Below are 21,979 nucleotides of genomic sequence, written 5' to 3'. Positions count from 1 at the left end.
CTGGAAAACCAATTTATTGTCCGACGTCGTGGGACGCGTTTTAGGCCAGAGATACTAACAGCGGCTTATAGCAGCGTACGGCGGGATTTGAGTATTTTTGCCAAGAAGAAGACATTTATTGCGTATCATATCTTCTTCTTGGTGAAAATACTCCGGGGGAGCGCCGATAGGCGCGGGGGCAGAGCCCCCCAAACAGTCACGAAGATAAGGCAGGCGGATAATGTCGGCCATCAGTAGATATAGCGAATCTGATCGGTCCAGTACCGCTCAATCCGGCGCAGCGAATTGGTGATCGTGTCCATTCCATCCACATCAATCACGTCTTTGCCGATAAGCCCGTCGGCGTGGCGTTCGAACAGTTCGCGCACAACGCCATGAATGTAACGGCCCCGGTCTGTCAGGCGAACACGCACAGAACGGCGGTCGATTTCGCAACGCTGATGGTGCATGTAGTCCATGTCGACCAGTTTTTTCAGGTTATAGCTGACGTTCGAGCCCTGATAATAACCGCGAGATTTCAGTTCGCCGGCCGTTACCTCATTATCGCCGATATTGAACAGCAAAAGCGCCTGTACCGCGTTGATGTCCAGTATGTTCAGCCGTTCAAATTCATCCTTGATCACATCCAGCAAAAGCCGGTGCAGACGTTCCACCAGCGCCAGTGTGTCAAGATATGTACCAATGAAGTCGCGCTGCGTCGTCGTCTCCATCTGTGAATGAATGCTCATCGTGCTCTCCGCCTTTTCTTTAGAATCAGCTTTAACGGCGAAGTCGCTACCATCTGGTTAAGAGGGTTCTGTTTTTGTCCCCTGCATTTCGGCGGTAAAGGCGGAAATCCCGGTGATCAGGTCCAGATATTGCAGCGGTGTGGGCTGCTGACCGCTGACCCACTGGTAAAGATCATGATCGTTTTCCGACAGCATCGCATCGTAAAGATCCAGTTCGACCGATGTCATCTGATCAAGGCGCGCGTCGGAATAGTGGCCCAGAATCAGGTCCATTTCCTTGATCCCGCGCCGCCAGCTGCGCATGCGCAGCCGTTTCAAGCGGGCCTCATGTGGTTCAGTCATCACTGGGCCTTCAACGTCGTCCGCAGGCGCTTTTCGACCAGCGCCAGGCGGTCAGCCGATTTGCTGAACTGCGCCTTAAGTTGCCGGATTTCCAACAGCAGATCGTTCAGATCTGCAGGCAGTTCGATATCATCGACCGGAGCGTCGACGCCGTCCCCTTCGCCATTCAGCAACCAGGTCAGTGATACATTCAACACACCCGACAACATCTGAAGCTTGTTGGCGCGGGGTTCTGACAGATCTTCTTCCCATCCGCGCAGGGTGGTCAGTTTGACACCAAGCCGCTTAGCCAATTGGGCTTGTGTCATTCCTGCGCTTTCCCGTGCGCCTGCCACGCGATCCCCAAAGGTTGATGTTTCGGGGCTGTACCAATCGTCTGCTGCGTTCGACATGCTGTCCTTTCCGGGTCATCCTGCTTGATCGCATTCGCGTTGCAACCTAAGACAGCTGGGCTGGAACATCAAATCAGGAGTGTCAGATGGCCTTTTTGTCAGCGACTTTGGACCGGGTGAAGCCTTCGCCGACAATTGCGGTGACCAATAAGGCGCGTGAGTTGAAAGCCGAGGGCAAGGATGTCATCGGTTTGGGTGCGGGTGAACCTGACTTTGACACGCCGCAGAATATCAAGGATGCAGCGGTTGCGGCGATTGCAGCGGGTAAGACGAAATATACAGCCCCCGATGGGATACCTGAGTTAAAGCAGGCGATTTGCGATAAGTTCAAGCGTGATAACGGGTTGGATTATGCGCCTGCCCAGATCAGTGTCGGCACAGGTGGCAAGCAGATCCTTTATAACGCCCTGATGGCCACGCTGAACCCGGGCGATCAGGTGATCATCCCCGCGCCCTATTGGGTCAGCTATCCCGATATGGTGCTGCTGGCGGGTGGTGAACCAGTGGCGATTGAGGCGACGCTGGAAAACAGTTTCAAGATCACCCCTGATCAGCTTGAGGCCGCGATCACGCCCAAGACCAAATGGTTCATCTTCAACTCGCCCTCGAACCCCACCGGCGCTGGCTATACCTGGGACGAGCTGAAGGCGCTAACAGATGTTCTGATGCGGCACCCGCATGTTTGGGTGATGACGGACGATATGTACGAACATCTGGTCTATGACGGTTTCGAATTCTGCACCCCTGCGCAGGTGGAACCGGGGCTTTACGACCGTACGCTGACCTGCAACGGGGTCAGCAAGGCCTATGCGATGACCGGCTGGCGGATTGGGTATGCGGGCGGGCCGGAACAGCTGATTGCGGCGATGCGCAAGGTGCAGTCGCAAAGCACCTCGAACCCCTGCTCGATCAGCCAGTGGGCCGCGGTCGAGGCGCTGAACGGTACGCAGGATTACATCCCCGGCAACAACGACATCTTCAAACGCCGCCGTGATCTGGTGGTCGGGATGCTGAACGAGGCACCCGGCATCACCTGCCCCACACCCGAAGGCGCGTTTTATGTCTATCCGTCGATTGCAGGCTGTATCGGCAAGACGACCCCGGCAGGTACAGTCATTGAAAATGACGAGGTCTTCGCGACCGCCCTTCTGGAAGAAAAGGGCGTGGCGGTTGTGTTTGGGGCCGCCTTCGGATTATCGCCCAACTTCCGGGTCAGCTACGCCACATATGATGAGACTTTGAAAGAGGCCTGCACCCGCATCCAGGCCTTCTGCGCTGCACTGAGCTAACGACACACCATGCTGCAACATCAGATATTACGATATCCTGCCAGTTTGTTCATGAACTCGGTGTGAAGCGTTTCAAGCTTTGACGTCATTTCTGAGAAGTTTTTTGCGCACGGCAAAAGCGCTTCTTCCTCCATGATATTCCAGAACATCTCGGGACCATCTTTTTCAACGGCCTTTCGGACCTCATCAGCCATTCCATAGTGGTATTCATGATCGTAGAAAAAGATACGACCGCGCCGTTCGCCCGAGAGCGCCTGCACGATCAGGTTTCCCCCGGCATCCACACCGACGGGAATAACATAATCCAGAAACCATTTTTCAAAAAAGCCCATCTCGCCAAGCCGCTCTGGGTAACCAAGACCGGGTATATCAGTTCCAAGGCCGAAAATATCTGTGATATCGCGAAGCAAACCGATATCACCTGCCTCTGCTTCTTCACTTAAATCGGCTAATTCCTCATAAAATGGATCATCTGTCTTCCACTCAGGGCTTTGCCACCAAACATAGGATTGGCCGTTTACTTGCCGTAGATATGCAAGATGGTCGTCACAAAGCGCATGTGGAACTTGTGCTTGCAAATCGGCAATCTGTGCGTCTGTCGCCGGGTGAGCAGCCATATCTGTGCCAAATTTTGCATACTCACCGCAATAAAGTTCCAGCAGCAATTCAGTTGAGTTGCCGGGGTTGTCCACCTGTTGCGCCTTGACCGTCACCTTGTGAATGCGCGCCGGGTCAGTAAAGCTGAACCCAAAGTCATAGATACACGCCTGACCAGGACGAAATGTAACGTTTGCTCCGTTGGTTTGTGGTGTCCCGTCCGGGCGGAAAGCCTGCACCGTAAGGGTCATCGGATCATTGGTTTCATCGTCATCACTTTTCAATACGATCGAAACGGCCGGATGTTCGCCGGTGCAAATGGGCATGGGGCGACCCTTCCAATTTCCGGTCAGTTGAAAAAGTCCATCGCTGTCTTGTCTAGCGGGGCTGGCTCGGCGAATTTCGGGGTGTGGCATGAAAATCCTCTTGAAATAGCAATTAAAGGTATTGGTTAAATCACACTCGATTGATTGTTCAATTGTGGGCAGTTGTCAAACCGCGCCATTCACTGCATGGTCGCCCAAAAGTCCGGCCCGCTGCAGGTAAAAAAATGAACGAACTGCCAGAATTCTACTTTCGGATACGCGAAAACGGGGCTGCGGTGTTTCGGGTTGATACCGAAAATCGCCAGCGCCGGATTGAGTTGGACCAGATCGCCGTCGTCAACGTGAAGAACGGCGAAATCAAGCCTCAGGGCAAGCATGTGCTGACGGACCATGAAATGGCGGCCATTCAGGACTGGCTTGCGAAACGGATTGTCTTGCTGGCCGAACGCGATGTGGACGACATTCTGCGGACGGTCGATCACCTGAACCTGACAACGCAGTGGGCGCAGTCCAAGGCGACGTCCGATCAGCTTGAGGCCGTCACCGATGCACTTTTGCTGGCGATGCACGACCTGCGATCCGTTCTGGTGCGCAAGAAGGCAGACCGGTTGTTGAAGGATAAACCGCAGTCTTAGGCGGCGTCAGCCCATCAGATCGGCTGCGCCAAGGCGTCTTTCCAGCCGGTGGTATTTCGCGCGCTTGTTGGCCGATCTTTCATAGGCCTCGACCGAAACCGTCAGCCAACTGATCAGAAGATGGGCCTGCATGCAAAATTCAAAAACCTCGCGGTTGATGGCATGGTGATAGGCGCTGAAGAATGATGCCTCAGTATCGCGCGACAACCCGCTTGGGCCGATATTACCCGCGTCATGGTCCAGACGGAAATCCATCTTGATCAGATCGACAATGTCATAGACTGCCAGCTTGCGGGTCAGTTCGGTGAAATCGACGCCATAGGTCTTATCCCCCCCGATCAACAGGTTATTTCCGTGAAAATCGCCATGGGCCTCAAGCTTTAGATCGGGCGTGCCGCGCAGACGATTGACCCCTTGCTTTATGCGATGCAGCGGCGCGTTATAAAGCGACGCAGGCGCTTTGGGGTTTTCTTCGGCCACAAGGCTGTCGATCTTGGTCAGCATCCATTTGGGCCAGAAGGGCACCTGTTCACCGGGGCCAATAGTGTGCAGATGGTTCAGCCATTCGCCGGCCTGCCGAAAGATCTGGTTTATCTGATCCGGGTCGGTCAGCCGCCTGATCTGTCTATTGGCGGTGGGGCCTGAATAAACTCGGTCACCAGAAAGCGGCCGTCCTGGGCCAGATAAACGGGGCGCGGCACAGCAAACGTGGCGCAGTCTTTGAAGTGCTGATGAACCCGCTGCAGGTTGGAATATTCGCTGCGCAAACGCCCGCTCTGATCTGCCGTCGTGTCGGTTTTCAGGGCAAAATCCTGGGTGCCGTTGGACAGTTTGAACACATGCCGCTCACGCGGGTAATCCTTGGCCTGATAGATACGCTCGACCTCAAGCCGGGTGCCCGGAAACTGCGCATCCCGAAATTCCCGCACGCAGGCATTCAGAAACCGGCGATCGTACTGCGCCTTGTCCCAGTCAAACAGTTTGTATGGTTTCATTGCCTTGTCTATAGCGCCATCTTGTGAACGGACCGTTATCGGTCTGGCGATCAAGCGGTCAAATGACGCTCCAACCCTGGAACAACAGCCCGACGGCAAAGGCGCCGGTCAGCGACAGCGCGATATAAAGTGCAAAGACCGGGGGCCGTGCCAGGGCCCAAACGGCCATTGCTGCGGGGATCGAGGTCACGCCGCCGGCCACCAGAAAGGCCAGTCCTGCCCCCGGCGCCATGCCCTGATCGATCAGGCCGCCGACCAGTGGCAATGCAGCGTAGCCGTTCAGATAGGCGGGCACACCCACCAGCGTTGCCACAAAGATCGGCATCAGCCCTTCGCCACCCAATGCGGCTGTGACGGTTTCGGCGGGGACCCAGGCCAGCATCAGGCTTTCCAACACAAAGGCCAGCGTCAGCCATTTGGAAAGAAACAGCGTGGTCTTCAGGGCATCCCGCGCGAAACGCGCGCGCCGTTCGGGTTGCGTCCAGAACTGCCAGACAACAGGTTTTGGTGATCGAACGGCCGACGCGCCACAGCCGCCATTCCCGACACCCTCGCGCAGTGGATTGGCCAATATGGCGCTGCCGGACAAGGCATGAATGGTCAGACCGCCGAACAACCCCAACCCGATAGCCGCCAGCGTCTTGGCAATCGCAAATTCCAGATCAAGCATACCAGCCGTCAGGAAAAACATCGACGGGTCCATGATGGGCGAGGCCAGCCAGAACGCCATTACCGCAGACAACGGCACGCGCATCGCCAGAAGCGCTGCGATCAGGGGAATAACGCCGCAGGAACAAAAGGGCGACAGCCCGCCCGCCAAAGCGCCCATCAGGATCATCAGCAATGGCGCGCCAGTGAAGGCCCGCGCGATCAGGTTGTCTGCACCAGTGGCCCCCGCCCAGGCCGCGATACTGATCGACAGGATCAGGTAGGGTGCCGTATGCAATAGCGCCTTGCCTGCGAAAACCGTGCTGCTTGCGGCCTGTCCTGGATCGAAAATTGCCAGCAAGGCCAGGATCAGGACGGTGACAATCCAGACGCGCTCATGCCGCCACAGATACTGTATCCAGGATATCGGGCCTTTTGCGGAAATCGTGGCGTCTGACATTTCGATACCTCTAGGTTTATAGTTGTTTTAGGGCAAAAGAAGGCCCTAAGCAGTGTCTTCGGCCACGGCGATCACTTTGACCCCGGTGCAGCATTCCGAGGTCAGAAAATCGACCAGTTGATGCATGGCGGGATAGTCGATGCGATTGAACACCTCGCGCCCCCGCTTTTGCTGAGTGACCAGACCGGCATCGACCAGCATCGACAGGTGATGCGCCAGGGTCGAGGGGCTGATGTTCAGGTGCTGACCAATATCCATGATCCTCAACCCATCTTCACCGGCCTTCACCAACAGGCGGAAGATCGATAGACGGGCGTCATGTCCAAGGGCGGCAAGGGCGCGGGCGTTTGGGCTGGTCATTGTCATAGGGCTAAAATAACTATAATTCTAGTTTTGTAAATATCTTATTGAATCCACTTCTGCGACCGGGCGTTGAGAATACCGATATCGACCTTTTGGCTTTCGTTTTTTTCATATCTGGCCATTTGACGGAATGTGCCGACTTCGGGGTCACACGCCTGTTGTCGGGGGCCGGAACCCTAATTTATTGCACGATAATCCGATGTTTAACGACGCCTAGTGCGCTGTTCGTTCGGCCCAACCGGCAAAAACCTTTTCCAGCGCGACGACGATATAGAACAGCAAAATCCCCAGCACGGCCAGCGCGATCAGGACGGCGAACATTAGTGGGTAGTCTGCGTTGATCTTGCCGCTGTCGAACAGGTGGCCCAGGCCTTTGCCGTGGGGTTCGACGATCTCCATCAGGTTGGTGCCGATAAAGGCCAGCGTGACGGCCACCTTCAGCGCTCCAAAGAACTCGGGCAGTGTTTTCGGCAGGGCGATTTTCCAGAAGACGATGAATTGCGATGCGCCGAGCGACCGCAGGATGTCGCGGTATTCGGGTTCCAGCGTGGACAGACCGATGGAAACCGACACCGCGATTGGGAAAAAGCTGATCATAAAGGCGATCAAGATGGTGTTCATGTCGTGTTGGCCCACGAAGATCAGCGCGATGACCGGCACAACGGTCGCCTTGGGGATCGCGTTAAAGCCGACCAGCAGGGGGTAAAGGCCTTCGCGCACCGTGCGGGAAAAACCCATGACCATGCCGATCAAGGTGCCCACGACGACCGCCAGACCCAGACCCGCGACCGTGCGCCACAGCGTCTGCCAGCCGTATTCCAAAAACAGCCACCGGAACCGCCAGAAGGCTGGCCAAAGATCAGAAGGCGAAGCCATTTTGTAGTTCGGCCAGTTATTGAACCAGACCAGCCATTCCCAGAGCGCCAGGAAAATCAGGATGGCCAGGATGGGCACGGCGATTTTGCGAAAGATTTTCATTCAGCAGCCTCCGCCGGGGCACGGCCCTGGGCAACTTCGATCTGATGACGCAGCGTGGCCAGCATGTCGACTGCCTTGGCGGTATACAGATCATCGATTTTGCGATTGTCCCCCAAATCGACGGTCAGTTTATACTGTGCTGTGGCGGGGCGACCCGACAGTACCACGACCTCATCGGCCAGAAACACGCTTTCGCGCAGATCGTGGGTGATCAATAGGCAGGTAAAGGGTTCTTCGGACCGCAAATCATGCATCGTTTGCCATAGGTCTTCGCGGGTAAAGGCATCAAGCGCGCCAAAGGGTTCGTCCAAAATCAAAACCTGCGGGCGATGGACAATGGATCGACACAAGGATGCGCGTTGACGCATGCCGCCTGACAGCTCGGACGGGCGTTTGTCTTCGAAACCCTCAAGACCCACCAGCGCCAGCAACTGACGCGCGCGGTCCTCGCGTTGGGACTTGCTGAGTTTGTTCTTCACGATCTCAAGCGGCAGCATGACGTTCTGTAAAATCGACCGCCATTCCAGCAGGACCGGGTTCTGAAACGCCATACCAACCGTCGCACGGGGGGATGTGACGATTTCACCGCCCAGCCAAACCTGACCTTCGTCCGGGCGCATCAGGCCCGCAATCAGTCGCGTCAGCGTCGATTTCCCGCACCCCGACGGGCCGACAACAGCGGTAAAACTGCCCTCGGCCATCTTGATGTTAAGATCCCGCAAGACCGGCAACGGGCCGCTGTCGGTCTTGTAGGCGTGGCTGACGGCACGTAGCTCGATTGGAACAGGCATTTATTGCAGCATCAGCAACTCTGCCGCGGGCAGGTAATCATTGGTGAAATACTGCGGCGCGTCGGTGGTGTTCTGGAATTCATAGGTCGTGGCCAGTTGCACCAGCGCCCTTGCAAAACGATCCGCATCGATCCGCCCCATGCCATTTTCAGCGGTATGTTCGGTCAGAACATTCGCCCCAATGGCCAGTTGCAGCCGGACCGTTTCCAGTTCGACGTCACCGGCGGGATTACGGGCAATAACGGCAGCCGCCCCCGCCTGAGGATCGGCAATCGCATCGCGCCATCCGGCGGCTACGGCTGTCAGGAAGTCAGTGACGGTTTCGGGGTTGGCCTCGGCAAAATCGGTGTTGACGATGATCGCATTGCCGTAAAGTTCCACCCCGTGATCGGCCATCAGGATGGTGGTGATGTCATCTTCGGGCACGCCAAGACGGACAAGGTTCAGATACGACGAAAAGGAAAAACCGGTCACGCTGTCGACCTCGCCCGCGGCCAGCATCGGTTCGCGTGTGGGAAAGCCCACCGGTTCGACGGTGATGGTACTGACGTCGATGTCATTTTCCTGGGCAAAGATCGGAAACTGCGCCCAGGCGCCATCGGGGGGCGGTGCACCCAGGACAGAGCCTTCCAGGTCTTCGATGCCGTTGATCCCCTGACTTTTGCGCCCAATGACGGCAAAGGGTGGTTTGTCATAGACCATCATCACGGCGGTCACCGGTGCGCCCGGGTTTTGGTCCAGGAATTTGATCAGCGAATTGATATCGGCAAAGCCGAACGGAAACGCGCCCGTGGCGACCTTGGGAATGGCATCCAGCGACCCCTGTCCGGCCGAAATTTCAACGCTTAGACCCTGTTCGGCGAAATGACCGTTGTCGATGGCCAGAAAGTAAGCGGCGGCGGGGCCTTCGAATTTCCAGTCCAGGGCAAAGGGTATTTCGGTGTCGGCTATTGCAGCTGTTGCCAGCGACATCGCGGTGACGATGCCTGTCAAAGTCGCTTTGATCATGGGGACCTCCTGTTTTTCTTGGCTGACGCAAGGCTTAGCAGCGCAGCGCGTGGCGGATAGCCCAGGGCCTTTGTTTGCCACCAAATGAGGCAACCGCCGATTGTTTGGGCTAAAATACTGTGCAAACTGCCTGTTCTTTAGGCAAGAGAAAAGTCGGGGGTGATGCGATACCCTTGTAATATACCGCCCGGTGCGCACCACCGGGCAGCGCCCGACCGCCCCCATGGGCGGGCGCTTCACGCCCACCCGCGGACGGTCGCTGCCCTAAGTCGTCGTACCTTTAAAGCGTGATGCGGAAGCGGGCAAAACCATCGGGGCCTTCCCCAGCCTGTTCGATGGTCACGCTTTCAAGATCGCCCAGATATTCAACCGCTTTCGGTCCGCTGTCGAAAAGCACGCTGGTATCTGCCAATGGGGCAAAGCGCCAGTTGCCGTCGGCACTGGGCTGAACCGTGCCCTGTTCGACGATATAGCGGACGATCACGTCGCGGTTGGTATCGGGGGCCTCGAACACAATCGTGTCGCCCATCGCGCCGGGGAAACTGCCGCCGCCGCCCGCGCGATAGTTGTTGGTGGCGATGATGAATTCCTGATCATCCGTGATAGGTGCGCCGTTATAAGTCAGGTTGATAATCCGGTTGGCATCCGCGTTAATCAGCCCGCCCTTTGGGTCAAACTTCGACGGTTGGCTAATGTCGATCTGATAGGTCACACCGTCGATCACATCGAAATTATAGCTGGGAAACTCCGGGTTCAGCAGTACCTGATCGGCCTGACCGGGCGTGATCTGATTGAACATACCCGCGCTGCGTTCCAGCCAGTCTTTCACCTGCGCGCCGGTCACTTTCACCGCACGCACGGTATTGGGATAAAGGTACAGATCGGCCACATTCTTGATCGCCACATCGCCCGCGGCGACGTCGGTGTAATTCTCGGGCCCACCGCGCCCACCGGCCTTGAACGGGGCCGCGGCCGACAATAGCGGCAGGTCGGCGTATTCCGTACCCGCCAGCATCTGTTCCAGGTACCAGTGCTGCGCGTTCGAGACGATCTGGACCGATGGATCATCGGCCACCAGCGCGAAATAACTGTGCAGGGGCGCGGCCGTCTTGCCCACCGCGCGACGGATATAGGCCAGCGTTGCATCGTGATCGGCGGCAACGGCATCCAGCACCTTTTGATCACTTTCGACCAGCGCGGTGATCGAGCGATCCTCGTTCCGCTGCGAAATCGGGCGCGTTTCCACACTGTGCGTCATCACTCGCCACGCGCCGCCCTCATAAGCCAGCATCAGGTCGATGACCCCAAGGTGGCTGCCCCAGAATCCGCCCATCACGGCGGGTTTGCCATGCAGGGTGCCTGCGGCGGGATCGATGACCTCATTCGCCTCATAATCCGGACCGGGGAAGGTGCGGTGGTGGTGGCCGGTCAGCACCACGTCAATCCCGTCAAGCGCGGCCAGCGGGACGGATGCGTTTTCCATCCCTTCAATCGCGTTCACCTCGCCAATACCAGAATGGCTGAGCGCGATGATAATATCGGCGCCCTGTTCCTTCATCTGGGGCACATAGGCGCGGGCGGTTTCGACGATATCGCGGGCGATCACGTTGCCTTCCAGATGGCGGCGGTCCCAGATCATGACCTGCGGCGGCACAAAGCCGATCAGACCGACCTTGATGGGTCGGGTTTCCCCGCTGCCGTCTGTCACCATCCGGTCCAGGATCACATAGGGTTCAATCAGTGTTTTATCCGCAGTGGGCGATGCACCTGCCTGAAGCGCGATGTTCGATGTGACCACGGGAAAATCGCTGCCCGCCAGTGACTTCATCAGGAAATCAAGACCATAGTTGAATTCGTGATTGCCAAGCGTCATCGCGTCAAAGCCAAGCGTGTTCATCGCGGTGATGACCGGATGCATGTCGCCCTCCTTCATGCCGCGTTCATAGGCGATATAATCGCCCATCGGGTTGCCCTGCAGAAAATCACCGTTGTCAATCAGCAGACTGTTCGTCGCCTCGGCCCGGATATCATTGATGATCGATGCGGTGCGCGCCAGCCCGACAGTATCGCGCGGGCGGTCGGCGTAGTAGTCATAAGTATAGACATGCACGTGCAGGTCGGTCGTCTCCATAATCCGCAGATGCGCCTGATTGGTGCTGGCGCGCGCAGAAAAAGGATGCAGCGCGATCAAGGCGCCACCTGCTGCGGTTGTTGCAATAAACTGTCTTCGGCTGAATTGATCACGGTGCTGGCTCATCGTTTTTCCCCCGGTTGCGGTGAGTCCCAAGGGTAAGCTTAGCATGACGCAGGCGGAACGCACGACCCTTGCGCGTTGTTTTGCCAAGATCGGCACTTTGATCGTCACGAACCATCTGCACGTTATACGTGTGTAATCCGAATTTGCCATCCGTTTCTGCCCATGGCATTGGGGCAGAAAGGAAAAAGAATGAAGATTGCTGAGACAGTGACATTCGGCGGCTCGGGCCTGGATCGGGCGGCGCAGCTTCGGATCAAGACCGACGTTCTGGCAGGATACATCGAAAACGATGCGCCTGTTCTGATGATGTGGCGCGGCAAGCCACTGGTTCGTGGTGAAAAGCGGGATGCCTTGGCGTGGGTGACCAAAAGCCATCCGTTGGTCGCGGATCGGGCGGATCGGCATGTGTTTCTGGGGCTGGATGGGGATCAGGCCTGGTTTGCGGTGGACGTATCCCATTGGGAACCGCAGGAACTGGATCGCGAAAGCCTGGGGTTGTTTCTGGACCCAAGCGAACAGCATCCGCCCGATGTGCCCACTGATCACGTCTTTGCCGAACTGCGTATGGTCATGACCCGCCTTAGTGCGCGCGACGCCGAATTGGCGGCTACGGCCAAGGCGGTGTTGGGCTGGCACCGCACACACCGCTTTTGCGCGGCGTGCGGCGCGGAAAGCCAGATGACCCAGGCCGGGTGGCAACGTACCTGCGGCACCTGCGGCGCGCATCATTTTCCACGCACGGACCCCGTGGTGATCATGCTGATCACATATGGCAACAAGGTGCTGTTGGGTCGGTCACCCGGATGGCCGGACCGTATGTATTCTCTGCTGGCGGGCTTTGTCGAACCGGGTGAAACCATCGAGGCCGCCGTGCGCCGCGAGGTTTATGAGGAAACACATATCAAGGTAGGTCGCGTCGGTTATCTGACGTCGCAACCCTGGCCCTTTCCGGCTTCGTTAATGTTTGGGTGTTATGGCGAGGCATTGAATCAGAATATCAAGGTCGACCCGACCGAGATTGAGGATGCCATTTGGGTGACGCGGGAACAGATGATGGATATTTTCGCAGGTCAGCATGATCGCGTTCTGCCGCCACGCAAGGGGGCGATTGCCGGTTTCCTTCTGGAAAACTGGATCGCGGATCGATTGGACTGACGCTAATGAAGTTTTCCGCCAAAGAAGATATCGCCGCCCCTGCCGATTTTGTGTTCGACCAGATCGTCGATTTTGACAGTTTCGAAGAACAGGCCCAAAGGCGCGGGGCCGAGATCGAACGGATCAGCCCGCCGGGTCACGTGGGTCAGGGCATGAAATGGGACATCCGGTTCAATTTCCGCGGCAGGCAGCGCAAGATGAAAACCGAGCTGCAAAATTTCGACGCGCCAAACGAACTGACATTCTATTCCCGTGTGGGCGGGCTGCAGATCACGACCCAGATCGATGTCATCCCCTTGGCGCAAAGCAAAACGCGTATTGCCATGTCTTTTGACCTGAAGCCCACGTCGCTGTCCGCGCGGCTTTTGTTGCAGTCGATGCGGCTGATCAAGGGCAATCTGACCAAGCGCTACAAGGCCCGCGTTCAGGACTATGCGACCGAGCTGCAGGGCAGATATCAAAACCAGCGATAGGCCCGTTTTGCGGGCCGCAGTCCGGGTTGCACCCCATGGCGGGCATGGCTTATAGAAGTGCAGATTTCGACAAGACCGAGACAGGAGAAGACCCATGGCAGGGCATTCCAAATGGGCAAATATCCAGCATCGCAAAGGGCGCCAGGATGCGGCGCGCTCTAAGCTGTTTTCCAAGCTGTCCCGCGAAATTACCGTGGCCGCCAAGATGGGTGACCCTGATCCGGAAAAGAACCCCAGGCTGCGTCTGGCGGTGAAAGAGGCCAAAGCGCAGTCGGTCCCAAAGGATGTGATCGAACGCGCGATCAAGAAATCCCAGGGCGGTGATGCCGAAACCTATGACGAAATCCGCTACGAAGGCTACGGTCCGGGCGGCGTGGCCGTGATTGTCGAGGCGATGACCGACAATAAAAACCGCACCGCCAGCACCGTGCGATCCACCTTTTCCAAGAATGGCGGCAATCTGGGGGAAACGGGCTCTGTCGGTTTCATGTTCGACCGCAAGGGCGAGGTAACCTATCCGCCCGAGGTTGGCGATGCCGACACCGTCATGATGGCCGCGATTGAGGCCGGCGCTGAAGACGTCGAAAGCAGCGAAGACGGTCATATCATCTATTGCGCGGACACCGACCTGAACGCCGTCGCAACGGCGCTTGAGGAACAATTGGGCGAAAGCACCTCGACCAAGCTGATCTGGAAACCCACCACCACGACCGAGCTTGACCTGGACGGGATGCAGAAACTGATGAAACTGATCGACGCCCTGGAAGACGACGACGACATCCAGCGCGTGACCGCGAATTTCGAAGTCTCAGACGACATTCTGGAACAGCTTGAGGCGTGATCTGCGGTTAATATCTCAGGCGATGGTCACATATTCTGCTGGCACATGATCGGTCAGCCAGACACCGTTTTCTGACAGCCAAAAGACATGGCCAGCCGCGTGCATCTTTCCTGCGGCGACGGTCAGGATAACGGGTTTGCCGTGGCGGGTGCCGACCTTATGGGCCGTTTCGGTATCAGGCGACAGGTGAACGTGTTGACGCGACATGGGGCGCAGGCCTTCGGTCATGATCGCGGGCACGTTTTTGTCGGCGGTGCCGTGGTACAGGACCTCGGGCGGCACGCGGGGTTCAAGGCCCAGGTCAACGGTGACCGAATGCCCCTGATTGGCGCGGATGCGGGTGCCATCGGGGTTAAGAGCAAAGCGTTGCTTGTCGCTTTGCGCAACGATCCGGGTCAACGCATCGCGGTCCAGACCATCGGGCGCCGCGGTCAGCAAAGCATCGACATCCACCCAGCCCCCGGCATCCAGCGTCACCCCCGCCACCCCCGGATCATGACGCAGCACCAGCGACATCCATTTGCTGTGGCTGCGGTCGGATTTTGGCATCAGTCCTCGGTCACCACCCGCAGCGACAGCTCCATCAGCTGTTCCGGCATCGGATCGCTTGGCGCGCCCATCATCAGATCTTCGGCGCGCTGGTTCATGGGGAACATGATGACCTCGCGAATATTCGCCTCGTCCGCCAGCAGCATCACGATCCGGTCGATCCCGGCGGCACATCCCCCGTGGGGTGGCGCGCCGTATTGGAAGGCATTGACCAGGCCGCCAAACCGCTTGCGCACCTCATCTTCGCCATAACCGGCAATCTCAAAGGCCTTGAACATGATTTCGGGCTTATGGTTCCGGATCGCGCCGCTGACCAGTTCATAGCCGTTGCACGCCAGATCGTACTGATAACCCAGCACGTCCAGCGGATCGCCGTTCAAAGCCTCCATCCCGCCCTGAGGCATGGAAAACGGGTTGTGTTCAAAATCGACCTTGCCGGTTTCGTCGTCTTTTTCATAGATCGGGAAATCCACGATCCAGGCAAAGGCAAAACGGTCCTGGTCGGTCAGACCCAGCTCATTCCCGATCTCAACCCGCGCCTTGGCAGCGACCGCCTCAAAGCTTTCAGGCTTCCCACCCAGGAAAAAGGCCGCATCACCAACGCCAAGGTTAAGTTGCTGACGAATGGCTTCGGTTCGCTCGGGGCCGATGTTTTTGGCGAGGGGGCCTGCGGCCTCGAATTCAATAAGAGTTGGTCCAAAATGGTTCTCTATAATACTTTCTGCCGCCTGAATTTTTTCGATATGGCCACTATCGATATTTTCTTTAATTCTTTCAATTACTTCTTGTTTTTCACTCTGTGCTTTCATTTTCTCATAAGTAAATTCCTCATCGTCGACCTTCCGCGTCACGACCCAATTTGTCATACGCTCGTAAGTTTGTTCATCGAAATCAGGGTTGGGATTGCCATCGACCTCACGCCAGAAAATATACCCCATCCCCGGCAGACCCTCTTTCTGGGCAAAGGCGTTCATCCGGTCACAGAATTTGCGTGAGCCGCCGCCCGGCGCTGGAATGGCGCGGATTTGGGTGCCGTCTTGCTCCAACAGTTTCGCGAAAATCGCGAAACCGCTATCACGAAAGTGGTCAGAGACCACTTGCATTTTAATAGGATTTCGCAGGTCAGGCTTGTCGGTGCCGTACCAGAGCGTCGCGTCACGGTAGCTGATCTGGGGCCAGTCGGTATCAACCTTGCGCCCGCCGCCGAATTCCTCGAACACGCCCTGCAGAACGGGCTGGATCGTGTCGAAAACGTCCTGCTGCTCGACAAAGCTCATCTCCATATCCAACTGGTAAAAGTCGGTGGGTGACCGGTCGGCGCGCGGGTCTTCGTCGCGGAAACAGGGCGCGATCTGGAAATACTTGTCAAAGCCCGACATCATGATCAGCTGCTTGAATTGCTGCGGGGCCTGGGGAAGCGCGTAGAATTTGCCCGGATGCAGGCGCGAGGGCACAAGGAAATCGCGCGCGCCCTCGGGGCTGCTGGCGGTGATGATCGGCGTCTGGTATTCGCGAAATCCGATATCCCACATGCGCTTGCGGATGCTGGCCACAACGTCCGACCGCAGCTTCATGTTTTCCTGAAGTTTTTCCCGGCGCAGGTCCAGGTAACGATAGCGCAGGCGGGTTTCTTCGGGATATTCCTGATCGCCGAAAACCAGCAATGGCAGTTCCTCGGCCGCGCCCAGAACTTCCATATCGCGGATAAAGACCTCAACTTCGCCCGTCGGAATTTTCGGGTTGATCAGGCTTTCGTCGCGCGCCTTGACCTCTCCATCGATCCGAATACACCATTCGCTGCGCACCTTTTCAATCTCAGCAAACACCGGGCTGTCGGGATCGGCCAGAACCTGTGTCACGCCATAGTGATCCCGCAGGTCGATGAACAAAAGCCCCCCATGATCGCGGATGCGGTGGACCCAGCCCGCAAGGCGGACGGTCTGCCCCACATGGGATTTGTTCAGTGCGGCACAGGTGTGACTGCGATAGGCGTGCATTTTGGCGTCCCTTCGGCGGCGTTCAGCGTTGCGCCGATACACAGTGAGACGCGCGTGATGTCAAGGGACGACGGGGTGTCAATCCCGCCCGGTCCAGTTTAATGTGGTGAAAGAGCGATTAGGCCGCCTTCGCAGTCAGGCCAAAAAGGTCGGGTTTCAGCACATTGAACTTTTCACAAGTGTCAGGAAATGCGCGCCCTTTGGCGGCCTGACCAGGGAAAGCGATGCATTGAATGCCTGCGCTTACGGCCGCTTCGGCGCTTTCGGGCGTGTCTTCTATTGCAATGGCCTGAGTTGGCCGTATGTCGAAATGCTGCAGGGCATGGTGATAAATATCGCTGGCGGGTTTTGGGGCGTTGACCTTGTCACGCGCGCCGATATAGCTGAAGTCGCTGCGCAGAATATGGGGCGACAGACCACTGAAAATCAGTGAAACGGTGTCTGCGCCGGTCGTTGTCACAAAACCGATGGGGATGCCTGCGGATCGCGCAGCGGCGATGGTTTCACTGACGCCGGGGCGCGGCAAAAGCCCTTCGGTCCCAGCCAGTTCTGCGAAATATGACACCTTGGCCCGGTGCAGCGCGCTTGCATCCACATCGACGCCCATTTCCTCGGCATAGCGGGCAATGCGGGCCTGACCGCCGGGTTTGTGCAGCAGTTTGAAATAGGTCTGCTGGTCCCAGACCCAATCCAGACCCGCGTCCTGAAACGCCATATTGAATGCGCGTCGCTGCAGATCGGATGTTTCGGTCAAGGTGCCAATGGCACCGAAGAAGATGGCTTGGGGCGTCATGGGCGGATACTCCTTATCTGTCAGGGCCTAACCGCCCACATCGGTGAAGGTTCCACCTAGAACGGCTTTTGCACATTGCCAGAATAGAAAAACATGCCCAGCCCGAAGGCAAAAACGATGATGCCAGCGAGTGAATGCAGGATCACAGCCATCGTAAAGCTGCCGCGGTGCTGATAGGCCCAGGCAAAGGCCAGACCGCCGAAAAATGTCATGGCGATGACGATCCAGTTCCAATACATCAGGTGGGCAAAGGCAAAGAGTGTGGCGTTCAGAATGATGGGCGGCCAGTGCCCGTCTGGCAGAATCTCGGCATAGCGGCGGAAAAACAGAGGGCGAAAGACCAGTTCCTGCGGCAGGGCGCTGAGTACCGGGTAAAGCAGCGCGATCATGATCAGCAATGCTGGGTTTTGCCGGACCAGAATGAACAGATCGCCCGGCGCCGTCAGTTGCATGACGATATAAGCCGTCAGCGCCGTCGCCCCCGACATCAGCAAAACCGCGCCCCAGTCGACCCGGCGCGGCACCAAAAGGCTGCGCCAGTCAAAGCCGGGCGTGATGTGCAGCAAAACAATGCCAAGCGCTGTGAAAGAAAACAGTAGCGGAAACAGTGCGCTTGGCGGGAAGGCCACCGCGATGATCAAAGGGATGACACAGAAAAAGGCCACGAATTCGGCCCAAAGCCGCCTGTTGCGCCTGCGCGCGTGTATCTGCCCCTGCATCGTCATTGCAGGCTGTAGGTAGTCCCGAGACGGTCGTTCGACCAGTTGCGGTCACCAAAACGTTTTTTAGAGCATCGTCCTAAAATCTGAAATGTGTTTGATGAGAGCTAAGGGCAGCGACCGGCCCGAGGGTGGGCGAGAAGCGCCCGCCCTTGGGGGGGCGGGCCGGGCGCTGCCCGGTGGTTCCACCGGGCGAGTTAGTTGAGCCAAGCGTTCTCGACTATCAGAATGTTTTTTAGCTGCCACCAAGCATCGGTTCCTGCGGCACCAGCGGCGTGATCACGTTACGAAAACTTTTCCATTCTGCTGACAACCGCTGATACCTTGGGTCGGTCCGGGCAATGGGTTTGCCGAAATCGCCATGCATACGGTCTTTGTGTTGCATGTAAAACGCCAGATTGGTCAGCTTGTCGGCATCGCGCACACCGCTTTTGATCGCCTCATCAATGCAGGTCGGCCAGAAGTTTGAGGATTTCGTAAAAGCCTCACGTACGGATTTCGAAAATTCACTTAGATTGAACATGGGGATCGTATCCTTCATCAAATGTAGTTCCTTAAAATAGGGGTTGCCCACGGAATAAAATGCGGGCCAAACGATAAAATAATCGCCCCATAATTATCGCCTTTTACCGATTTTGAGTCAATCTTTGGTTGCGACCGGGATCTGTCTGCTTGCAGGCCGGGCGACATTTCATCACGTCTTTGTGCCCGCCCTTGCGCCAGATCTCTGGCACGATAGCTTTGGTCCATGGAAAACGAAGCTATCATTCGACTGGGTATCTTTATCGGTCTTTTCGCCGTTCTGGCACTGCTTGAGACCCTATTGCCGCGCCGCGCCCGACGGGACCGCACATCGCGGCGCTGGATGACAAACTGGGCGATCGTGCTGCTGGACACGCTTACGCTGCGGCTGCTGGCATTAGCCTTGCCGCTGTTGGCCGTCGGCGCGGCCATCGACGCGCAGCGGCTGGGATGGGGTTTGTTTAACCAGATTGATCTGCCCCTGGTGGTCGAGGTCATCGCGACCATCCTGATCCTGGATTTCGCCATCTGGGCGCAGCATCTGATCACCCATAAGGTGCCGTTCCTGTGGCGCATCCACCGCGTGCACCATGCCGACCGCGATATGGATGTGACGACCGCCATCCGGTTTCATCCGGTCGAAATCGCCCTGTCGATGGTGCTGAAAATCGGGCTGGTCTATCTGTTGGGGCCAGTTGCCTGGGCCGTTGTGGCGTTCGAGATCTTGTTAAACGGCACTGCCATGTTCAACCACGCCAACCTAAGGCTGCCCCTTTGGCTGGACCGCGCGCTGCGGCTGGTTCTGGTGACGCCCGATATGCACCGCGTGCACCATTCCGTGGACCGGGTCGAACATGACAGCAACTATGGGTTCGCGCTTAGCTGGTGGGACAGGCTGTTTCGCACCTATCGTCCGCAACCGCTGCAGGGTCATGACGATATGACCGTCGGGCTGGAATGGCAGGATGATCGGCCCTCGACCCTGGGGTGGAGCCTGGCTTTGCCGTTTCGCCGCAAATGACGGTGGATCAGATCGACAGCCTTGCACGGGCGCGGGGTTTGACCGTTTTGGGCGCGTTTCATCCGACCCCGGACGATCAAGTACCCCATGATCCGGGCACTTTGGTCATGCTGGGGCCACATGAACCGGATTTCTGGTCGATTTTTGCGACATCGGTGGAATACGCCGATGACGGTGCCGATCCTTTGGACCGATGGTCGCGGCGCATCATTGGCACCATGGCCTGCGATCTGGGGGCCAAGGCGTTCTTTCCCTTTGGCGGGCCGCCCTTCCACCCATTCATCACATGGGCCAAACGCACCGGGCGGGCATGGGCGTCACCTGTGCACTTGTTAGTGCATGACACTGCGGGTCTCTGGGTGTCATACCGTGGCGCGCTGGCATTAAAAGACCAGTTGCCTCTGCCGCCCGCACACAAACAACCCTGTGAAACCTGCCGGGATAAACCCTGCCTGACGGCCTGTCCGGTTGGCGCATTGACCAAGGATGGATACGACGTGCCAGCCTGCAAAGCCTACGTCTCGGGCCCCGGTCACACATGCCGGGAAACAGGCTGCATCGTCCGCGCGGCTTGTCCTGTCAGCCAGACCCATGGACGCAAAGCCGAACAGGCCGCCTTCCACATGGCGGCCTTTCTGTGACAGGCGCAGGGTATCGATCACAAAACCGCGCAGCAAAGCACATGATCCCTTTGCCTGCGGGTATTTTCGCGGTATGCTTGTCCAAATAGACAAAGCAGATGAGCAGGCAATGATAGCGTCTTGGGGAAAAGCCTTCGCACTGGCAATGATGCTGGTGCCCGCGGTTACTTTGGCAAACGCACCGGATCGATCGATCCGGCCCGAGGCACGGGTTGTGCAGCCATCCTATGAACCGGTGCGGTTTCTGGGCGGCTCATCGCTGCGCCCGCAGTTACGGCCCGATCTGGTGGCGTCACGTCAGGATCAGCAGGTGCAGCTGTCGACCTCAAACCGGGCGTTCCAGCGCTGGATTGACCAGTTCAAACGCCGCGCCCGAGGGCAGGGTATTTCGCAAAGCACGCTTGATGCAGCTTTTCAGGGTGTCAGTTACAACACCGACGTCATAAGCCGTGACCGCAATCAGGCAGAGTTTACCAAGACAATCTGGCAGTATCTTGAAACCGCCGTATCCCAGACCCGCATCCGCAACGGGCGCGAGGCCTTGCGCAAACATGCCCGTGTTCTGGATCAGATTGAAGCGCGCTATGGCGTTGATAAAGAGGTCGTCGTCGCCGTCTGGGGCCTGGAAAGCGCCTATGGCAGTTTTCGCGGTGACACCCCGATTATAGAGGCGCTGGCGACGCTGGCTTTTGACGGGCGGCGGGGCGCGTTTTTTGAAGAACAACTGATTGCCGCGCTGAAAATCATCCAGAATGGCGATACCGATGCGCGTAACATGACCGGCAGTTGGGCCGGTGCCATGGGGCACACGCAGTTTATTCCGACATCCTATCTGGCCTATGCCGTTGATTTCCGCGGTGATGGTAAGCGCGATATCTGGTCCGAAGACCCCACGGATGCACTTGCGTCGACCGCCGCTTATCTGGCGAATTTTGGCTGGCAGAAGGATCGCCCCTGGGGGGTCGAGGTCAAGCTGCCCCGCGGTTTCAACTATGCGCAAGCCAATCGCCGGACCAAGAAATCGCCCGCCCAGTGGGGGCGACTGGGTGTTGTCGGTTTGGATGGCAAACCGGTGCCCAACTATGGTCAGGCTTCAATCCTGTTGCCCGCTGGGGCGCAGGGCGCGGCGTTCATGATTTTCAAGAATTTTGAGGTCATCGAACGCTATAACTCCGCCGACGCCTATGTGATTGGGGTGGGCCACCTAAGCGACCGCCTCAAAGGCCGCCCCGCCATTCAGGCCAGCTGGCCCACAGATGACCGCGCCCTGACCCGCGCCGAACGCCGCGAACTGCAAGAACGGCTGACACGCGCGGGCTTTAGCACCCAGGGCGTCGATGGCCGCATTGGCCCAAACACCATCTCTGCCATCCGTGCGTTTCAAAGGTCAAAAGGCCTGGTGCCCGATGGCTATGCATCGTTGGAGTTGCTACAGCAGCTTAGATAAGCTGAACTAATC

General features: G+C 57.4%; 25 protein-coding genes. 8 read left to right on the top strand and 17 right to left on the bottom strand.

Annotated elements, in window-relative coordinates; genetic code table 11:
• Window positions 1-230: 230 nt before the first annotated feature.
• The 3 genes from H7848_RS03300 to H7848_RS03290 are packed head-to-tail and all read right to left on the bottom strand — an operon-like array spanning window position 231 to window position 1,462.
• A complete protein-coding gene (locus H7848_RS03300) occupies window positions 231-728 on the bottom strand; it encodes a MarR family winged helix-turn-helix transcriptional regulator (protein ID WP_208347935.1) in 498 nt (165 codons plus the stop codon).
• A gap of 57 nt (window positions 729-785) precedes the next feature.
• Window positions 786-1,070: a succinate dehydrogenase assembly factor 2 gene (locus H7848_RS03295; protein WP_208347933.1), complete on the bottom strand. Its 285-nt coding sequence runs from the start codon at window positions 1,068-1,070 to the stop codon at window positions 786-788.
• The gene (locus tag H7848_RS03290) at window positions 1,070-1,462 is read right to left on the bottom strand and encodes a helix-turn-helix domain-containing protein (RefSeq protein ID WP_208347928.1); all 393 of its coding nucleotides are present in this window, start codon (window positions 1,460-1,462) and stop codon (window positions 1,070-1,072) included. The genes H7848_RS03295 and H7848_RS03290 overlap by 1 nt, the downstream gene beginning before the upstream one ends.
• An 86-nt stretch (window positions 1,463-1,548) precedes the next feature.
• Between H7848_RS03290 and H7848_RS03285 the strand changes: the two genes are divergently transcribed.
• Window positions 1,549-2,751: a pyridoxal phosphate-dependent aminotransferase gene (locus tag H7848_RS03285; RefSeq protein ID WP_208347926.1), complete on the top strand. Its 1,203-nt coding sequence runs from the start codon at window positions 1,549-1,551 to the stop codon at window positions 2,749-2,751.
• A 20-nt stretch (window positions 2,752-2,771) separates the two neighbouring features.
• Here the strand turns inward: H7848_RS03285 and H7848_RS03280 are convergent, their stop codons facing one another.
• The gene (locus H7848_RS03280; protein ID WP_208347924.1) at window positions 2,772-3,764 is read right to left on the bottom strand and encodes an SMI1/KNR4 family protein; all 993 of its coding nucleotides are present in this window, start codon (window positions 3,762-3,764) and stop codon (window positions 2,772-2,774) included.
• A 134-nt stretch (window positions 3,765-3,898) separates the two neighbouring features.
• Between H7848_RS03280 and H7848_RS03275 the strand changes: the two genes are divergently transcribed.
• Entirely contained in the window at window positions 3,899-4,309 is a 411-nt protein-coding gene (locus H7848_RS03275) for a hypothetical protein (protein ID WP_208347922.1), read from the top strand.
• A gap of 6 nt (window positions 4,310-4,315) precedes the next feature.
• Here the strand turns inward: H7848_RS03275 and H7848_RS03270 are convergent, their stop codons facing one another.
• The 8 genes from H7848_RS03270 to H7848_RS03240 form a co-directional block, all read right to left on the bottom strand.
• Entirely contained in the window at window positions 4,316-4,861 is a 546-nt protein-coding gene (locus H7848_RS03270) for a phosphotransferase (protein ID WP_336512059.1), read from the bottom strand.
• 56 nt (window positions 4,862-4,917) lie between these two features.
• Window positions 4,918-5,304, bottom strand: coding sequence for a hypothetical protein (locus H7848_RS19715; RefSeq protein ID WP_237072556.1), 387 nt, complete (start codon window positions 5,302-5,304; stop codon window positions 4,918-4,920).
• Between the two features lie 58 nt (window positions 5,305-5,362).
• Entirely contained in the window at window positions 5,363-6,412 is a 1,050-nt protein-coding gene (locus H7848_RS03265; RefSeq protein ID WP_208347921.1) for a permease, read from the bottom strand.
• Between the two features lie 45 nt (window positions 6,413-6,457).
• The gene (locus tag H7848_RS03260; RefSeq protein ID WP_208347920.1) at window positions 6,458-6,778 is read right to left on the bottom strand and encodes an ArsR/SmtB family transcription factor; all 321 of its coding nucleotides are present in this window, start codon (window positions 6,776-6,778) and stop codon (window positions 6,458-6,460) included.
• A gap of 210 nt (window positions 6,779-6,988) precedes the next feature.
• Window positions 6,989-7,753, bottom strand: a complete 765-nt coding sequence (locus H7848_RS03255; protein ID WP_208347919.1) for an ABC transporter permease — start codon at window positions 7,751-7,753, stop codon at window positions 6,989-6,991.
• A complete protein-coding gene (locus H7848_RS03250) occupies window positions 7,750-8,544 on the bottom strand; it encodes an ABC transporter ATP-binding protein (protein ID WP_208347918.1) in 795 nt (264 codons plus the stop codon). Before H7848_RS03250 ends, H7848_RS03255 begins: the two co-directional genes overlap by 4 nt.
• A complete protein-coding gene (locus tag H7848_RS03245; protein WP_208347917.1) occupies window positions 8,545-9,552 on the bottom strand; it encodes an ABC transporter substrate-binding protein in 1,008 nt (335 codons plus the stop codon).
• 280 nt (window positions 9,553-9,832) lie between these two features.
• Window positions 9,833-11,809 carry a bifunctional 2',3'-cyclic-nucleotide 2'-phosphodiesterase/3'-nucleotidase gene (locus H7848_RS03240; protein WP_208347915.1) on the bottom strand — a complete coding sequence of 659 codons (1,977 nt, stop codon included), beginning with the start codon at window positions 11,807-11,809 and terminating at the stop codon, window positions 9,833-9,835.
• Between the two features lie 189 nt (window positions 11,810-11,998).
• Here H7848_RS03240 and nudC point away from each other — a divergent pair, with 189 nt between their 5' ends.
• From nudC to H7848_RS03225, 3 genes are all read left to right on the top strand, one after another.
• Window positions 11,999-12,964, top strand: a complete 966-nt coding sequence (gene nudC / locus H7848_RS03235; RefSeq protein WP_208347914.1) for an NAD(+) diphosphatase — start codon at window positions 11,999-12,001, stop codon at window positions 12,962-12,964.
• 5 nt (window positions 12,965-12,969) lie between these two features.
• On the top strand, window positions 12,970-13,437 hold the full coding sequence (locus tag H7848_RS03230) for an SRPBCC family protein (protein WP_208347911.1): 468 nt from the start codon (window positions 12,970-12,972) through the stop codon (window positions 13,435-13,437).
• Window positions 13,438-13,531: 94 nt separating this feature from the next.
• The gene (locus tag H7848_RS03225; RefSeq protein WP_208347908.1) at window positions 13,532-14,278 is read left to right on the top strand and encodes a YebC/PmpR family DNA-binding transcriptional regulator; all 747 of its coding nucleotides are present in this window, start codon (window positions 13,532-13,534) and stop codon (window positions 14,276-14,278) included.
• 15 nt (window positions 14,279-14,293) lie between these two features.
• Here H7848_RS03225 and H7848_RS03220 read toward each other — a convergent pair whose 3' ends face one another.
• The 5 genes from H7848_RS03220 to H7848_RS03200 all read right to left on the bottom strand — a co-directional run bounded on the left by H7848_RS03220 (window position 14,294) and on the right by H7848_RS03200 (window position 18,877).
• Window positions 14,294-14,827, bottom strand: coding sequence for an RNA 2'-phosphotransferase (locus tag H7848_RS03220; protein WP_208347905.1), 534 nt, complete (start codon window positions 14,825-14,827; stop codon window positions 14,294-14,296).
• Window positions 14,827-16,824, bottom strand: a complete 1,998-nt coding sequence (gene aspS, locus H7848_RS03215; protein ID WP_208347903.1) for an aspartate--tRNA ligase — start codon at window positions 16,822-16,824, stop codon at window positions 14,827-14,829. The genes H7848_RS03220 and aspS overlap by 1 nt, the downstream gene beginning before the upstream one ends.
• A gap of 118 nt (window positions 16,825-16,942) precedes the next feature.
• Complete coding sequence (locus H7848_RS03210; protein WP_208347902.1) at window positions 16,943-17,617, bottom strand: HAD-IA family hydrolase; 675 nt, start codon at window positions 17,615-17,617, stop codon at window positions 16,943-16,945.
• A 56-nt stretch (window positions 17,618-17,673) separates the two neighbouring features.
• Complete coding sequence (locus H7848_RS03205; RefSeq protein WP_237072555.1) at window positions 17,674-18,336, bottom strand: CPBP family intramembrane glutamic endopeptidase; 663 nt, start codon at window positions 18,334-18,336, stop codon at window positions 17,674-17,676.
• A gap of 235 nt (window positions 18,337-18,571) precedes the next feature.
• A complete protein-coding gene (locus tag H7848_RS03200) occupies window positions 18,572-18,877 on the bottom strand; it encodes a hypothetical protein (protein ID WP_208347900.1) in 306 nt (101 codons plus the stop codon).
• Window positions 18,878-19,084: 207 nt separating this feature from the next.
• Here H7848_RS03200 and H7848_RS03195 point away from each other — a divergent pair, with 207 nt between their 5' ends.
• The 3 genes from H7848_RS03195 to H7848_RS03185 all read left to right on the top strand — a co-directional run bounded on the left by H7848_RS03195 (window position 19,085) and on the right by H7848_RS03185 (window position 21,967).
• Window positions 19,085-19,879, top strand: a complete 795-nt coding sequence (locus H7848_RS03195) for a sterol desaturase family protein (RefSeq protein ID WP_208347899.1) — start codon at window positions 19,085-19,087, stop codon at window positions 19,877-19,879.
• Complete coding sequence (locus tag H7848_RS03190) at window positions 19,846-20,520, top strand: ferredoxin (RefSeq protein WP_336512057.1); 675 nt, start codon at window positions 19,846-19,848, stop codon at window positions 20,518-20,520. The genes H7848_RS03195 and H7848_RS03190 overlap by 34 nt, the downstream gene beginning before the upstream one ends.
• Window positions 20,521-20,629: 109 nt before the next feature.
• Window positions 20,630-21,967 (top strand): lytic murein transglycosylase, encoded by a 1,338-nt coding sequence (locus H7848_RS03185; RefSeq protein WP_237072554.1) that lies wholly within the window; start codon window positions 20,630-20,632, stop codon window positions 21,965-21,967.
• The last annotated feature ends 12 nt before the right edge of the window (window positions 21,968-21,979 follow it).

This window comes from Pseudaestuariivita rosea, from assembly GCF_017592335.1.
In the GTDB taxonomy this organism is placed as follows: Bacteria; Pseudomonadota; Alphaproteobacteria; order Rhodobacterales; family Rhodobacteraceae; genus Parasulfitobacter; species Parasulfitobacter rosea.
Note: the sequence above shows the minus strand (reverse complement) of the source record. Positions and strands in the feature narration are given on the sequence as shown.